20 protein-coding genes (1 of these 20 only partly in view) are annotated in these 15,049 nt (G+C 53.4%); 6 read left to right on the forward strand and 14 right to left on the reverse strand.

What is annotated here, in order from left to right:
• Positions 1-726, forward strand: the 3' portion of a protein-coding gene (locus RAL90_RS08715) for a patatin-like phospholipase family protein (protein WP_306249669.1). Its footprint begins 288 nt before the window's first position; only the last 726 of its 1,014 coding nucleotides appear in the window; its start codon lies beyond the left edge, outside the window; its stop codon occupies positions 724-726.
• A gap of 7 nt (positions 727-733) precedes the next feature.
• Here the strand turns inward: RAL90_RS08715 and RAL90_RS08720 are convergent, their stop codons facing one another.
• Positions 734-1,165: a CBS domain-containing protein gene (locus RAL90_RS08720; protein WP_306249671.1), complete on the reverse strand. Its 432-nt coding sequence runs from the start codon at positions 1,163-1,165 to the stop codon at positions 734-736.
• A 116-nt stretch (positions 1,166-1,281) separates the two neighbouring features.
• Positions 1,282-2,049, reverse strand: a complete 768-nt coding sequence (locus tag RAL90_RS08725; RefSeq protein WP_306249673.1) for a rhomboid family intramembrane serine protease — start codon at positions 2,047-2,049, stop codon at positions 1,282-1,284.
• A gap of 197 nt (positions 2,050-2,246) precedes the next feature.
• On the opposite strand from RAL90_RS08725, the gene RAL90_RS08730 reads away from it, so the two are divergent.
• The 4 genes from RAL90_RS08730 to RAL90_RS08745 all read left to right on the forward strand — a co-directional run bounded on the left by RAL90_RS08730 (position 2,247) and on the right by RAL90_RS08745 (position 5,394).
• A complete protein-coding gene (locus RAL90_RS08730) occupies positions 2,247-2,843 on the forward strand; it encodes a PilZ domain-containing protein (RefSeq protein ID WP_306249675.1) in 597 nt (198 codons plus the stop codon).
• Positions 2,844-2,849: 6 nt separating this feature from the next.
• Positions 2,850-3,392 carry a GYF domain-containing protein gene (locus RAL90_RS08735; RefSeq protein WP_306249676.1) on the forward strand — a complete coding sequence of 181 codons (543 nt, stop codon included), beginning with the start codon at positions 2,850-2,852 and terminating at the stop codon, positions 3,390-3,392.
• Positions 3,393-3,705: 313 nt separating this feature from the next.
• The gene (locus RAL90_RS08740; protein ID WP_306249678.1) at positions 3,706-4,503 is read left to right on the forward strand and encodes a PhoH family protein; all 798 of its coding nucleotides are present in this window, start codon (positions 3,706-3,708) and stop codon (positions 4,501-4,503) included.
• Positions 4,504-4,632: 129 nt separating this feature from the next.
• Entirely contained in the window at positions 4,633-5,394 is a 762-nt protein-coding gene (locus RAL90_RS08745) for a hypothetical protein (RefSeq protein WP_306249680.1), read from the forward strand.
• A 12-nt stretch (positions 5,395-5,406) separates the two neighbouring features.
• Here RAL90_RS08745 and RAL90_RS08750 read toward each other — a convergent pair whose 3' ends face one another.
• Positions 5,407-6,885 carry a hypothetical protein gene (locus RAL90_RS08750; protein ID WP_306249682.1) on the reverse strand — a complete coding sequence of 493 codons (1,479 nt, stop codon included), beginning with the start codon at positions 6,883-6,885 and terminating at the stop codon, positions 5,407-5,409.
• A gap of 11 nt (positions 6,886-6,896) precedes the next feature.
• Entirely contained in the window at positions 6,897-7,121 is a 225-nt protein-coding gene (locus RAL90_RS08755) for a DUF3126 family protein (RefSeq protein WP_306249684.1), read from the reverse strand.
• 97 nt (positions 7,122-7,218) lie between these two features.
• Here RAL90_RS08755 and RAL90_RS08760 point away from each other — a divergent pair, with 97 nt between their 5' ends.
• A complete protein-coding gene (locus RAL90_RS08760) occupies positions 7,219-7,728 on the forward strand; it encodes a copper chaperone PCu(A)C (RefSeq protein WP_306249685.1) in 510 nt (169 codons plus the stop codon).
• A gap of 14 nt (positions 7,729-7,742) precedes the next feature.
• On the opposite strand, the gene RAL90_RS08765 is transcribed toward RAL90_RS08760, so the two are convergent.
• The 10 genes from RAL90_RS08765 to murA form a co-directional block, all read right to left on the reverse strand.
• Complete coding sequence (locus RAL90_RS08765; RefSeq protein ID WP_306249687.1) at positions 7,743-8,675, reverse strand: pirin family protein; 933 nt, start codon at positions 8,673-8,675, stop codon at positions 7,743-7,745.
• A 132-nt stretch (positions 8,676-8,807) separates the two neighbouring features.
• The gene (locus RAL90_RS08770) at positions 8,808-9,815 is read right to left on the reverse strand and encodes a glycerophosphodiester phosphodiesterase family protein (protein WP_306249689.1); all 1,008 of its coding nucleotides are present in this window, start codon (positions 9,813-9,815) and stop codon (positions 8,808-8,810) included.
• A gap of 122 nt (positions 9,816-9,937) precedes the next feature.
• Complete coding sequence (locus tag RAL90_RS08775; protein WP_306249690.1) at positions 9,938-10,135, reverse strand: DNA gyrase inhibitor YacG; 198 nt, start codon at positions 10,133-10,135, stop codon at positions 9,938-9,940.
• Entirely contained in the window at positions 10,116-11,306 is a 1,191-nt protein-coding gene (locus RAL90_RS08780) for a ribonuclease E/G (protein ID WP_306249692.1), read from the reverse strand. Before RAL90_RS08780 ends, RAL90_RS08775 begins: the two co-directional genes overlap by 20 nt.
• Complete coding sequence (locus RAL90_RS08785) at positions 11,303-11,929, reverse strand: nucleoside triphosphate pyrophosphatase (protein ID WP_306249694.1); 627 nt, start codon at positions 11,927-11,929, stop codon at positions 11,303-11,305. The genes RAL90_RS08780 and RAL90_RS08785 overlap by 4 nt, the downstream gene beginning before the upstream one ends.
• Positions 11,889-12,107 (reverse strand): translation initiation factor IF-1, encoded by a 219-nt coding sequence (gene infA / locus RAL90_RS08790; protein WP_306249696.1) that lies wholly within the window; start codon positions 12,105-12,107, stop codon positions 11,889-11,891. Before infA ends, RAL90_RS08785 begins: the two co-directional genes overlap by 41 nt.
• 69 nt (positions 12,108-12,176) lie before the next feature.
• The gene (locus RAL90_RS08795) at positions 12,177-12,635 is read right to left on the reverse strand and encodes a low molecular weight phosphatase family protein (protein WP_306249698.1); all 459 of its coding nucleotides are present in this window, start codon (positions 12,633-12,635) and stop codon (positions 12,177-12,179) included.
• Between the two features lie 7 nt (positions 12,636-12,642).
• The gene (locus RAL90_RS08800) at positions 12,643-13,140 is read right to left on the reverse strand and encodes a UPF0262 family protein (protein ID WP_306249700.1); all 498 of its coding nucleotides are present in this window, start codon (positions 13,138-13,140) and stop codon (positions 12,643-12,645) included.
• 107 nt (positions 13,141-13,247) lie between these two features.
• Positions 13,248-13,697: a DUF2948 family protein gene (locus tag RAL90_RS08805; protein ID WP_306249702.1), complete on the reverse strand. Its 450-nt coding sequence runs from the start codon at positions 13,695-13,697 to the stop codon at positions 13,248-13,250.
• Positions 13,698-13,707: 10 nt separating this feature from the next.
• Positions 13,708-14,973, reverse strand: coding sequence for a UDP-N-acetylglucosamine 1-carboxyvinyltransferase (gene murA / locus RAL90_RS08810; protein ID WP_306249705.1), 1,266 nt, complete (start codon positions 14,971-14,973; stop codon positions 13,708-13,710).
• Positions 14,974-15,049 lie beyond the last annotated feature (76 nt).

Here is a 15,049-nt window from a genome sequence, read left to right on the forward strand (position 1 = left end):
CTCATCAATGGCACGGGAATCATTGGCGGCAAAAAACTCGAGAAGGTTCTGCAGCGCCATTTGGGCGATGTAATGATTGAGGACCTGCCAAGACCTTTCACCGCAGTAACCTCGGAGCTGGCAACCGGCCACGAAGCCTGGCTTCGCTCAGGCTCACTGGTGGAAGCGATACAGGCGGCCTATGCCCTGCCCGGTGTTTTCCCGCCGCGCAAGATCATGGGCCGGTGGCTGATTGACGGCGCGCTGGTTAACCCACTCCCCGTCTCTGTTTGCCGCGCGATGGGCGCGCGCCTGGTCGTCGCCGTTGGTCTGCATGCTGATGCTTTTGGCAGAGCTGCTGTTTCTCGGGCCGAACGCTATGACGATTTTGAGTTTGTCGAGGGGCATGGGTTGCGCGAAACGGGGCAGGATGAAGTTGGTAAGTCCGCAATGCTGCGGCAGCTCTTTGGCGGCGGTGAAAAAACACCAAGCATGGGCACCGTAATGCTTGCCTCACTGAATATCGTGATGGACCGGCTGACACGTTCGCGGTTGGCGGGTGACCCGGCAGATGTAAGCCTACTACCCAGCATAGGCCATATCGCGTTACTTGATTTTGACAAAGCGGATGAGCTGATTGAGCTTGGCGCGCAATGCGTTGACCATCAACTTCCCTTCATCAGGAATGCTTTATCCGTACTCGGCAAAAATGATGATCAGGATGTGAGCAACAGCCCCTCATCCTGAAACATATTCAGCCTGCGGCTATATATTGCTTGAGAGACTCGGCCTCCTCTTCAGCCAGTTCAATTTTGCGCTTAACAACATCACCGATGGAAACAATGCCGACCAGCTTGCCGTCTTCGACGACAGGCAAGTGACGGATGCGCCGTTTTGACATGATCTCCATGACATCCTGCAGATCCGCGTCGCGGGTGCATGTGACGACATTCTTGGTCATATAATCATCAACAGCTGCTGTAAGGATACCCGGGCCTGAGCGCGACATATGCCGAACCACATCCCTCTCCGACAAAATACCACAGACACTACCATCGCCGTCTGTCACAACGACAGCCCCGATATTTTTCTCACCGAGAACACCTACGGCCTGCTCCATCGTTGCATGACGGTCTATCGCCTGCACGTCGTAACCCTTTTGATCCAGCATCTGGTGTATTTTCATGCGTTTCTCTCGCTCTTATAATTGTAAGTGCGCGCGCATGTGCGAAAGCTACAGGATCGCACATACGCGACCACTTTATAACATTATTATGCGTCATAATTTCATTTTTGGCAAGATCATCTGCGCGGCAGGGTTAACCGGTCGAAATATGACAACATTACCAAGCCAAACAAAAATCCAGAAATATGCGCCTCCCAGGCAACCTGCCCCGCAGGCGCTCCAAATAACAGGTAATCTCCATAGGGCGTGAGCAGGAGGAGGTTTGATCCAATATACAAGGAACTGGCCAGCAACACTTTGGGGTCAATGATCGAAAGTGGTCTTCCCCTGCTTATGCCCCCTGGCTGATAGCGCCTCAGACCCAGACGAATGGAGGCGCCCATGACAGCAGAAATTGCTCCCGATGCACCAATCAGAATAACTGCCTCCTGCGTATTCATGAGTATATAGCACAGGCCTGAAAAAACAGACGCAGACAGAAAAAGTGCCATGAATACAAATGACCCTGTGATGCGTTCACTGAGCGAAAAATGCCTTGCCGCTCGAAACCGGACTGCCAATGGCTGGGCAAAGATATAAAACCAGAAACAGTTAACCAGAAGATGCACCACATCGGCATGCAGAAAAACATGCGTAAGGAAAGTAAGAAGAATTTCCTCACTGCTGAGCTGAACTGCCTGCACGCCCGTCACCTTAAGGGGCGACAAGGCAAACCTGTCCAGGATCGACACGGACACAGCCTCAGGCAGAAAAGCCAGAAATGCATATACAGCCACGAAAAGCAGCATAGGTATCATGACCACAGCAGAGGCCGGTCGCCATAAATTCGGGGCTGCCTGATCAATTTGCAACCCTGCGCGTTCTGATGGGCGGTCTGGCGTCATAAATTCTGTCCCTGTCCGGAACACTTATGCAGGCAAAATCTTTGGCACGAAATGTGAAACCTGTTCCATTCAGGGACTATATTGCCAGCCATGAATTATTTTCCCCGAACTGCGTCAAAATGACGCTGCAGCAAACATTTATTCACCAACTAATTGTAACAAGACTGGACAGGTTCGTGCAATAGCCAGGAAAGAACATGTACAGCGAGATTGCTGACACTGTTGAGACGCCCAGTGATGGACATGACAAACGTCGTCATCGCCGCATAGACCTGCCTTTGCCGGTACGCTTCATGCTGCCTGACGGCGCAGAGCACCAAGGGCGAACCATAAACATCTCAGCGGGCGGCGCCTTGATTGAAACAGGCGGCGTACCGGCCCGAGAAGGCAGTCCTCTCCTGATGTATATCGGGCAACTGGGGCGCATAGAAGGTAAGGTCATTCGGGTTGATGAGGCGCGTTTTGCCGTCGCTTTTGATGCGAAACGTCAACGCTTGCGCCGGGTAGCAGATACACTTGTGTGGCTGCACAACAATACGGGGCAAAATCTTAACCGCCGTCAGGCCCAACGCATACAGCGGGATAAGCCAGCACTAGCAAGGTTCGACAATGGTCAGGAAGCTCCCTGCCTGGTCCTGGATATTTCCATTACCGGCGCTTCCATCAAAGTTTCCCCACTGCCAGAAATCGGTACACAGATCGGCATCGGCAAAATGCTGGGACGCGTCGTGCGCCATCACCCGGAAGGTGTCGGGGTCGAATTCATTCAAAAATCCACTCACAAAAATCGGTAGGAAATCATGCTCTCAACAGATAACTGGTGCCTAAAAGTCGAAGAACGGATCTATGGTCCTTATACAACGAAGCAACTTGAAACCTTTGCAAGCGAAGGGCGCTTAAGCCCGCAATCCCAGATTGCACCGGCTGGCGGGAAAGTCTGGCGTGCCGCCCATCAATACCCAACGATTGCTGAGTTACTTTCAGGCGAAAAATCAAAGTCTCAAAAAAACTTCGGACGCAGCAACCTACGCACCCAACAATCTTCTTTACCAGACGGGGCCATTTCCAATTTCATCGTCATCTTTGACGTATTGAGTGGTGCAGCAACACGCCTTGAGCATATTATCAGAAATCTGGGCCCTGCCTTTCGCCTGACTGATAATGTCTGGGCGGTGATGTCTGAACAGAGCATAGTCGGCATCAAAAATACGCTGGCCCCTCACCTGCAGGTTCGCGAACCTGTATTTGTGATTGATACCAAGCGAGGCCGCAGTGACTGGCAGAATTTTACTCCAGAAATGCACAGTAAGCTGACAAAGTCATGGATCAATAAAGTTGCCTGATCCAGGCCCAAAGTCTGGCGATTAAGCATTCGTTAGCAAGCAAGAAACTTTTATGACGGCACAGAATTCTGTCGCCAACCATGGCGATCGAGTCTATCATTGAATATAGAAAGTGATTCGTTTTCAGGATTTGATTTGATCACCTGCGAAAAAACTTACACTCTAATTCAGGAAGCAAAATTGCTTCCACCAGCATCGACACTCCAATTTTCAAACGCATATTTTCATCATTGTAACGATGAAATGACGCAGTCGTTCTGCCTGCGTCATTATGCATTCAGCTTTCCCCGCATAGCCACAAAGGAGTCCTGTCATGGCAAAACGCGCAACCCGGAAATCAGCAAAACGTCTCGCACGCGAGACATTTGAGTCTGGCGATTATAATGGCGGTAACATACATCCGCTTTTTAACGCTGATGAGTGGTCTCCTGTCGAAGAAAGTTACGGGAAAAAGCGTGGACCGGAAAAGCACGAACAACGCGACCAGAAATATCGCAAAAACATCAAGGCACAGAATGAATCACAACAGCAATTCATGGATGCGCTCGATGATCACTCTCTGGTCATCGCCTCCGGACCAGCGGGCACCGGCAAGACATATGTTGCGGTCGCAAAGGCCGTTGAAGCCCTTGAACAAGGACATGTAAGCCGAATCGTTCTCTCGCGACCAGCCGTTGAGGCCGGAGAGAGCCTGGGTTTTCTGCCCGGAGATATGGAAGAAAAACTCTCCCCTTATCTGCGGCCACTTTTTGATGCGCTGAGTGACCGCCTCTCCACAAAACGGCTGAAGACTTTGATGGCCGAAAACATTATCGAGATTGCCCCCATCGCCTATATGCGCGGGCGTACACTGAATAATGCCTATGTTGTGATTGATGAGGCCCAAAACTGCACATATGTCCAGTTGAAGATGTTGCTCACCAGACTTGGCTGGCATTCCACAATGGTGATTACAGGTGACCCACAGCAATCCGATCTCTTACCCGGCATCTCCGGACTTGATGATATTGCCACCAAGCTCGACCAGCTTGACAATGTAAAAGTCATTAATTTCAAGGATAAGGATGTTGTCAGGCATCCACTGGTGGCCGAAATGCTTGGCGTGCTCTAGGCACCACCATAGTACGGTCAGCGGGCGTGACCTGCTGACCGGAAGGTTGACACATTTGGCCTTTCACCTGCTCTGCCGGGTATGATAAAGATGCACATCACCTATCCTGCCCCTTAGAGGAGTGACGGCATGAGCAACGGCTATGGCTTTGGCGGCGAAGAGATTCGCGAAGAATCAAGCTGGCGCTATCCGCTTGGGATTTTTGTGGCCACGCTGCTGCTCTGTGCGGTTTTCCTGTACCATTATGTCGGTCCCAGTGTTGATGACCTGCAAGGGTCGACCCCTAATCCGACAATCAGCGAAGAGCGGGTCAGGATTACCGTAGGCGACAGGATTTTCTTTGTGCCCGCCAATCATACGATCTACCCAAAAGACAGGCGGGAAAAAGTCACCGAAGACCTTCACCTATACGCCATCTGGCCAACGATGAATGGCTATACGCCGGCGCGGCGTCAGGATTTTACCGAAGATAAGCCAGGCAGTCGGCGTATTGATGTGCAGATCAGACGGCGCGACTCTGTCTTTTCCGAGCAGCAACGCTTGGAGCAGCTCTATCTGCCTCATGTCGTGGATAAGTCAGGGCAGCCAGGCGATTATCAACTGACCCAGTTCACCTTCAAGGAAGCACGCGCCAATGCGCCAACCAATGGCTATGCCGGCAAGGACATGTATATTGGTGAAGCTGCAGACAGTGAGTTGCTGGTTTTGTTCTGTTACAAGGATCAGCCCGACCGAACGATCCCGACTCAATGTTATCGACGCCTGGATTTTAGTGAAAACGTTTCCATACGCTATGCTTTTGATCGGGCATACCTGCCGGATTGGCGCGAAATCGATACGCAGGTGCGCCGTTTTATCATGACCCTGACGGACGCGGCTGGTACTTCTTAAAAGTACACGCGTTCAGAACCTGGCTTTCAGTCCCGCTATCACACTCATAGCGGCTGGTAACAGCAACACTGAAAGCAATAACTGAAAGCTGAAACGCTGGCTGACATACAGCATGTCCGTCGCGAGGCTTTCAGACAGTAATCCCAGTGAGACGAAAAACAGCAGGCACCCCAGTGCGCCGAGCATGACCGGTGCCGCTGCGCGCGCAAAAGTGCTGGTGATCTGGTACCTTTGAATATGCCGGTTGTGCAGAATATCGGCCCATTGCCGCGCCACACTGACCAGCAACAGCAAGACCAGAAAGCGCGGCACGATATCCTGAAGCGCACTGGCCTGACCGTCAGAAGAGCTCATCACCGTCATCATACCAGCGGTCATGAAATCTCCCAGCATGAAAGTGAGTGCAACGACGACCCCCATACGCAAGGATGCATAGGATATGGCGGATAACAGGAAAATGAGACTGTAGAAAACGGCGAGCACCATGACAGCAGACAATTGGAGCCCCATAGCTGTTCCTATCAGGCGCTCGGCGGGTGTCTCGACCAGCACGGCTGCACTCAGGATCAACGCAATGGCAAGGCCCGCTGCCAGTACGGAGGGTTTGGCGGGCCTCAGCAACTCCCGAAACAGGTTTCTCGCTCTATCCTGTACACCTTGCCAGCCCCGCAATTTCCAGTCTGCCTGACCTTTCAGAGAAAAAGCTGTGGCGACAAATGTCAGCGCAGGCAGACAGATCAGCAGCATCACACTGACGATGAGCCACATTTTATCGAAGAGGCTGTCGGATGTGTCAGAGGAGAGATAAACAGCCGCAAAAAGCCCGATAACCAGCACACCGAACACAAGGTCTCGAGTCAGGTTGTTGAATGACAGCGCAACAGCAAGACGGCTTCCAATGCCATATTCGCTTTCACGACTGACAAGCCCGGCCGTGAACCCCATGCCCGCAATGACGGACACTGCAATGGCAAGAGAAAGAAGCAGGAGCAGGTCGTCATTCACACCCGCCCCCGTTCGCGTAACCCAAGCGGTGACCGTCAATACACCGATAAGGCTGCATGGCACCGCCAATAGACCTGCCACAGGAAAAACCCGTCCGGTCAACGGACTTATCTGTATGAGCACTGCAACAGCCACACCCATAAAGAGCAAGAGCCCGACTTGCGCCTGCGTCAGGCCCTGCCCCTCGCCGCCGGATCCAAAAACGGCCAGAATCGATGCTGCGATAAGGAGGCCAAATGACAGCATGGCGCGCGGCCACGCGCCATTTGGCGCGACGGCTGGCACGATACACAGTATCGAAACAATTAAAGAGGCCGCCCCCAGTAAAGACAACTGGGCAATCGCCTGTTCCTTGACCTGCGGTGACAGCAGTGAGCCATTATTGAATCCAACAAGCGCCAGGGCCCCTAACAGTATCAGCAATGTCAGAAGCGGTCTCCTGACCACGAAAAGGCCCGGCTGACCTATATGGGCGTGGATTGCCATATTCTCCCTACTCAGGCGCTGCCAGCTTCAGGCAGATCGAATTCCAGGATCGCCATATTGAAATCGTAAGAGACTTCTCCCTCATCTTCATCGCGAAACAGAACCCCAATGAATTCATCAGCAATATAAACCTCGGCTGAGTCGTCTTTGTTCGTGCGCGGGCGCACTTCGAGGGCCTGATCATTGAAGCGGTCACGAAGGTAAAGTTGCAGGCGGGCAATTTCTATGAGATTCATGAAGTTCTCCTGAGATATCTCTGGACCAGCTTTGATCTAGTCGTTATCCGGATTCGCGACGTTTAGCTGATCGATTTGTGAAAAGGATAGGCCTGATATGACGAGCCCAAGAGGATTTGCCAAGCTGTTCACTGCAATTGCTGCAACGCTATTCCTGACTGCGTGCGGAAATCATGCCGGTCACCAGATGCAGACAGGGGCGGAAGTCATCTCCGGTGACCTGAAGATCAGCAGCGGTTGGGCACGTGCTGTCGAGGCCCCCGCCAAAACCAGCGCCGTTTATATGAAGATCAGCAACGATGGTGCGACAGCCGATAAACTGCTTTCCGTCAGCTCTGACGTAGCTGAAGTCAGTGAGGTTCACCAGTCGCTCGAAGAAGATGGCGTGGCCATGATGCGGCGCGTCCGGGGGCTTGAAATTCCGGCTGGTGGCATGGTCTCGCTGGAGCCGGGTAGCTATCACGTGATGCTGATCAATGTGAAAGGCGATATCCCGGAAGACTCAACCGTTCCCCTGTTACTGACTTTTGAAAATGCGGGCGAGGTTTCAGTTGAAGCGGTGGCGCGTAAAACGGATGGTGGACATGGCCATCATGCAGGTCACTGAAACTCTCTCAAAAATCAGGCATCCGGTAATGGGATGAACTCCTGATCATCACCTGGGGGCAGTGAGAACAGCCCCTCCCCCCATTTACCCTGCTTCCATTCCTCTTTGGCCTGCTCGATTTTCTCCTGTGAAGACGAAACCAGATTCCACCAGATAAACCGTGGCCCCTCCAGCGCTGCACCACCAAACAGCATGACCCGTGCACCGTGCGCCCCGGCTTTGATACTGAGCCGGTCCCCGGGGCGATAAATCAACATCTTGCCTTCACCAAATATATCACCGGCAGATTGCACCTCACCTTCAACAACATAAACGCCCCGCTCTTCATGGTTGTCCGGCAGGGGCAACTGCGCGCCAGCTTCAAGACAGGCGTCCAGATAAAAAACATCAGACTGTGTATTAACTGGCGCCTTCTCACCATATGCGTCACCAAGAATGAGGCGCAGCTTCTTGCCCTCAGCTTCGAGTGTTGGCAATTCATCCTTACTGTGATGATAGAAGGCGGGTGCCATGTCCTCTCTGTCCTGGGGCAAGGCCAACCAGGTTTGAATACCGGAAAGTGGCGCAGAGTCTGCCGCGCGAAAATCATCCGGGGAGCGCTCTGAATGGGTAATCCCCTTGCCGGCAATCATCCAGTTGACCGCCCCCGGTTCAATATCCAGCGCAGACCCAAGCGAGTCCTTATGATGGATTTTACCTTCAAAAAGATATGTCACCGTACCCAAACCAATATGCGGGTGTGGTCGAACATCAATACCTTTACCAGCGGCAAAAGACGCAGGTCCCATCTGGTCGAAAAAGATGAACGGGCCGACCATGCGGCGTTTGGCATATGGCAGCGCGCGGCGCACTTCAAAGCCGCCGATATCTCTGGCACGGGGCGCAATGACGATATCAAGGCTGGCCGGGTCCTGATGATGATCTGATGTCACAGTCAGCTGGGTCATATGATCTCTCCTGTAGAAACCATAATAGCGACATCTTGCACCCTGATCCAGAAGCTGGCCAGCAAATGACTTTTGCACAAACTGCAAGAGCGACAGAATGGCAACTGATTGCCACCTGCGGGTATGGGCGCATTACCCGTTGCGGGCAGATATCCCTGTATCCGGGAAATCAGTGAAAAGACCATCAACCCCCATTGAGAAATAGAACTGATATTCCTCTTCCGGTGTATCAAAAATATCCGGCAGCTGATCGTTTCTGAAAGTCCACGGGTGGACCTGCAAGCCTTGTTGATGCGCACGCTCCAACAGGCCCGTTGTTGTCTTGTCCTGATTGATGAGCAAGCCCTTATTTGGGCCAAGGCCATTACAATACTCAGCAATTTCCTCAGCCGAAAACCCTGTACCAACAGAGGTGAGATAAACCAGCGGTAATGGCGTGCGATCACGCATCTCCTGAAGAACCGGCTTTTCGAAAGACTGGATGAACACAGGGGAGGCTGGCTGATTCATGCCAGCAGCGGAAAGTTTCTCAATGAGGATGCGCGCATAATTATAGCCGCGTTGTTTGAAATAACCGGGTGCCTTGGTCTCCGGGTAGAGGCCGATGACGCGGCCAGCGCGGACACTTTCTGCCTTTGCAAGATCGATGACTTCTTCAAGTGTCGGTATGCTGAATTGATCATCAAAATCTTTCGAGCGACCGGGAAATGCCTGACGGGCGCGCAACGTCTTTATTTCTTCCAGCGTGAAATCCTCACTGAACCAGTCTGCACGACCGTTCACGGTTTTCTTTCGATCGGCAAATTCTGGCCGGTCCGCCACATCCGTCGTGCCGGAGAGATAAATATCATGACGGGCAATCAGCGCACCGTCCTTGGTGAAGACAAGATCGGGCTCGATATAGTCAGCCCCCATCTCAATCGCCAGTTTATAGCTTTCCAGCGTATGCTCTGGCCTGTAACCGGAGGCCCCGCGATGAGCGATGATCAATGGCTTTGGTTGAACACGCATGGCGGATGCGTCCCCTGTGGTCTTGGGCATCAACCGAGGAGTAAGATAATTACGCTCGCAGGCAGCGGCCAGCGGCAAGGCGGCGATGGAGGCAATAACTGCGCGGCGGTTTGTAAGGTTTTTTGTCATGAGGTCCGTCTCCTGATACTACCTGACGTTCAATGTGCTTCTGGCCTGTTTGCAAACCCAAGACTGATTGTTTTGTATATTATATTTCTTCACCTGTTTAGCGCCTGCCAGAACAAAACAGACTAATGCAGATGTTGCGTTGGCTCTTCTGTGTCAAAATCTGCGCCGCTTTCATCCTCTTCGCCGGGAATCGCATAGGAACCCTTCAGCCAGCGGTTCAGGTCGACATCAGCGCAGCGCTTTGAGCAAAACGGGCGATAGATTTCCACGACTTCCTTCTCGCAGATTGCGCATCTGTTGCTAGTTGATTTCGCGGACATCAGACCACTCCCTCTCCTTGTCATCACGGGCAGAAAATGTAAGGCGCGCACCATATTGCGCTGTCAGTTTTTGCACCCAATCAGGTGTTACCTTTATAAGATCAATCACCTCGCTTGTGCCAAGCACTTCGAGCCGCGCGGCGGTATGCTGCTGTAGCTGCACTGCCGCTTTGCGCAATAATCTTGCGGCTAGTGCCTTCGGTGAAAGTTGGCGCCCCCGCACCGGACCGCCCCCGTGATACACCGTTTGAAGATCAAGCAGGCTCGCCTGCTGCCGGGGCAGTGTGTAAATCGCCAGGCCAGTGTCATCAAGGCGGATCAATCGTGCGCCATGCAGCGCTCTGGCTGATTCTTTCAGAACGCTGCGGATCTGACCGCCCCCTTTCAGAGCAAGGGCCGGAAAATCTATCACGACCTGCCCCCCGATACGGCGCAGTGAAAGTTGCCGGAAAATTTCCGGGATCGCTTCGGCGCAGGCGCGGATCATTGAACCGCGTTTTGACTGGCCCTCGGTGGCGGCAACATCAACGTCGATTACCGTCAGGGCCTCAGCCTCATCAAAAACAAGCCTGCCGCCACCCGGCAAGGTCACAACGCGCGCTAAAGCCTGCTCTATCTCCTCCTCAATGCCCTCCCTCTCAAACAGCGCCGCTTCCGGAAATGTTGATAATTCCGGCGGCGTGGTGGGAGCGTCAGTGCGCAGATAGGCCTGTAGCGCCAGAAAAGAATTAGAACCGGCAACGATTATTTCTGTTGGCATTGCTTTTTGAAAATGCATGTAAGCCAGTACTGCGTCCGCTTTGACAGGCTCCAGCCGTGCGGGCGCTTCACCGGCTTTCGCCTGCAATGCCTCAAGAGTCGGCGCTTTTACGCCTGTCTGAGTCGTCAGCAACGGCCCTTTACCAGGAACAGCAGGACGCTTGATCCGCACTGGGAGCGATTGCCCTTCACTGATCTTAAGACTTTCCGTAATGGGTAGAAAACCTGCCTCAGAAAAGCCTATGTCAACGAACGCCGCCTGCAATTTGCGGTCAACGGTTTTGACCTTGCCCAGAAAAAGTCCACTATGTGCGGCATCATCTGAATACCAGAGGCCGCGCACCTGCCCGTCCAGCAACAGCGCCGCGCGCGTTTCCGCCGGGCTTTCTTCAATGAGTAGTGTTGCTGTCATAATGTGGGCTTCAGCCCTGCTCCTTTTAGAAGGTTTGCTGTTTCATAAAGTGGCAAACCGACCACGGATGAATAAGAACCTGTTATTGATATAATATAGGCAGAGAAAAATCCCTGAATGGCATAGCCGCCTGCCTTGCCCTGCCACTCACCACCAGCGAGATAATGCTCCAGTTCGCGCGTTGACAGTCTCTTGACCTTGACCCGTGTTTCAACGACGCGCTCACGCACGCTCTCGCCAGGACCAGCCAGACAGATACCTGTATAAACACGGTGAGATCGCCCGGAAAGAAGCGACAGGCATTTTAGCGCCTGCTCTTCTGTTTCAGCCTTTGGCAGAATACGCCTTCCGCAAGCCACCACCGTATCTGAGCCCAGTACAGCTGCTTCAGGCGAAGCCGCACTGACATGCACAGCCTTTTCACGCGCCAGCCTTGCCGCATGGAGACGGGGTAATTCGTCCGCACCGGGAGTCTCGTCAATATCAGCAGGTAATATTTCGTCCGGCACAAAGCCAATTTGTTCCAGAAGGTCCCTCCTGCGAGGAGAGGCACTGGCAAGGACAAAGCGGGGTGAGCGCAATTTATTTGAAACGATAGGTGATCCGGCCTTTGGTAAGGTCATAGGGAGACATTTCTACAAGAACCTTGTCCCCCGCGAGTACGCGGATTCTGTTTTTGCGCATCTTGCCGGCAGTATGCGCGATGATTTCATGATCATTTTCCAGTTTCACGCGAAATGTCGCGTTCGGTAGAAGTTCTTCTACCGTTCCAGAAAACTCAAGTAACTCTTCCTTCGCCATAATCCTCCTCGGGTCTGGCTCAATTCGTGAGACGGGAAAATGGGGGCGACTGACCGAAAAAGCAAGGTATTAAGAGACTGCTTGCAGAGAAAAACGCGATACGATGCGCGATTGGAGACTGTCCCGGGCCTCGCGATAGGCCTGCATGATCTGGTCACGGCTGCCGCGCACGTCCGTCGGGTTGGGTGTTTCCCATAATTCGATCTGTTTCTGATCGAAGAATTTCAGGGCTTCTTCTGCCGCCTTCGGCGTGAGGGCGACAACAAGATCGAAGTCCAGCGGGTCCACTGCGGCAAACTCCTGCGGTTCATGTCCGTCCACCGAATGATCGATTTCCTGCATGATGGCTTCAACAAAGGGATCAAGCCCCCCCTCGTAAACACCGGCAGACGCAATATAGACTGACGGCCCCAGCAGCTGGCGCGCCAGCGCCTCTGCCATGGGTGAGCGCACCGAATTCATGTTACAGGCAAACAGGATGCCCCTTGGCAATGCCTGATCTCTGGAAGTCTTTGCTGCCTCACTCATGCCACCCTCATTTCATGTAGAAACTGCAAATCAGGGTGAAAAGTCGGCGGGCGGTATCAAAGTCCAGAGCGATCTTGTCTTTCAGGCGTTCCTCAAGAATTTCCGACCCTTCATTATGCATCCCGCGACGCGCCATATCGATGGTCTCAATCTGTTGCGGGGCCGCATTACGGATCGCGTCGTAATAGCTCTCGCATAACAGGAAGTAGTCCTTGATGATCTTGCGCAGCGGGGCCATCGACAGGTGAAGTTGCCCAACCGGTGTCTCGTCCTCCTTTCGGACATCCATAACCAGTCGCCCTTCGGAGCTCGACAGGTACAGAACGAAAGGCCCCTCGCCGATCATCTCGCTGTCACCCAACGGCTGAAACATGTTCTCCTGCAGGAGGTCATAGACTGCCACCTTCCGTTCATGCTCGATGTCGGCATTGGCAGGGGCGAGCGAGCGCTCGTCAAGTTCGACCCTGACCAGTCTGTAGGAAGGGGAAGGCATATCCGTGCTCATAAGGTGTCAGCTGCTCTCTTCTCATGGGCGTTCTATCAGGGCGCAAAGTGCTTCGCCAGCACAGAAGTCAGAGTGGTTGTCCCGGGATAGCTTTATCCCAGCGAGCTTTATGCGTCGTGTTCCGGCTTGCTCTGGGTGCGCCAAGGGTCTGAAATATCACTGAGGGCGATGTTCACCGCACTTGCCTCAAGAGAAATTTCACCGCCGCCCGCAAATTCCAGCAGCAATCGACAATCATCATTTGCAGCCTGCTCAAAACGCACAGCCAGCAAAGACACAACAGCGGACTTCGCATCCTGCCGGATATTGCGTGCCTTCACGCCCGTTACATCGTCAAAGTGAACACCTGTGCGCACACGGATAAAGGGCCCTCGCTTGCGGTTCGCCCCCTCTTCCCAGACGAAGCGGTTCGCGACAAAGGCAAAGCGATGTTCTTTCGGCAGAAAAGCCATGTCACCGACCTTCATGACGGCATCCTGAAGGCAGGCAGAAACCACTTCCACATCTTCGCTGTCTGCGGCCATGAGGCGCAAAGGCTTGTAATTTTTTATGTTCATGGATTGCTACTTAAGTGTCATCGCGCACGCGCTCAACCAGCGCGCCGACATTTTGCAGCTTTTCCTCAAGACGCTCAAAACCACGATCAAGATGATACAGCCTCGAAATCATGGTCTGCCCCTCTGCTCCCAGGCCTGCCAGCACGAGGGACATTGACGCGCGCAAGTCTGTTGCCATCACCTGTGCGCCTTTCAGTTTAGGTTTGCCACGCACCGATGCGACCTGACCGTCCACATGAATGTCAGCGCCCATACGGCCAAGTTCAGGTACATGCATGAAGCGGTTTTCAAAAATAGTTTCCTTGATGGTGCTCGCGCCGTCAGCGGTCGCCATCAGGGCCATGAACTGCGCCTGCAAATCTGTGGGGAACCCGGGAAATGGCTGAGTCACAACATCGACGCCTTTAATGCGGCCACCATTTTTTTTAACCCGCAAGCCATTTTCGACTTCGGTTATCTCAATACCACATTCGATAAGCGTGCTGATTGCCGCCCCCAACAGGTCCGCCCGGGCATTCTCGAGCGTCAACTCGCCGGCCGTGACGCCAACAGCCATGGCATAAGAGCCGGTCTCAATCCTGTCTGGCAGAACCGCGTGCTCTGCTTCTTCAAGCCGGTCCTTACCCCGAATGGTAATGGTTGGCGTGCCCGCACCGGTTATGTCTGCCCCCATGGCAATCAGGCAAGTTGCCAGATCAATGATCTCAGGCTCCCGCGCGGCATTATCCAGGATTGTCTCACCATCCGCGAGCGTTGCTGCCATCATGGCATGTTCGGTGGCCCCGACAGACACGAACGGGAACGTAATATGCGCCCCTTTCAGGCCGTTCTTCGCCTTGGCCAGAACATAGCCCTCATCCAGTTCGATCTCAGCCCCCATTGCTTCCAAAGCCTTGAGATGCAGATCGACCGGTCTTGCCCCGATGGCGCAGCCCCCCGGGAGAGAGACTTTTGCCTCACCTTCCCTCGCAAGAAGTGGCCCTAACACATTGAAACTGGCACGCATTTTCCGCACAAGGTCATAGGGCGCCAATGTGGAGGTGATCGTATCCGCATGGAGCGTCATATCGTCTCCATCGCGGCGCAAGTCCACGCCGTGCTGCTGCAATAGCGTGGAGAGTTGCCGAATGTCGGCAAGATCAGGCACATTGGTCAGGCGCAATGGCTTGTCAGTCAACAAACTGGCAACCATGACTTTCAGGGCTGAATTTTTCGCACCAGAGATTTTGAGACGCCCGTAAAGGGGGCGACCGCCGATAATGGCAAGCTTGTCCATTCAGTCTTCTTTCCTTGATCGGGACGCTTTTTTGCGACGCCGCAGATTGGCACGCAAAGCCTCTGCCAGTTTTTCT

The organism is Parvularcula sp. IMCC14364, from assembly GCF_030758415.1.
Taxonomy (GTDB): domain Bacteria; phylum Pseudomonadota; class Alphaproteobacteria; order Caulobacterales; family Parvularculaceae; genus Aquisalinus.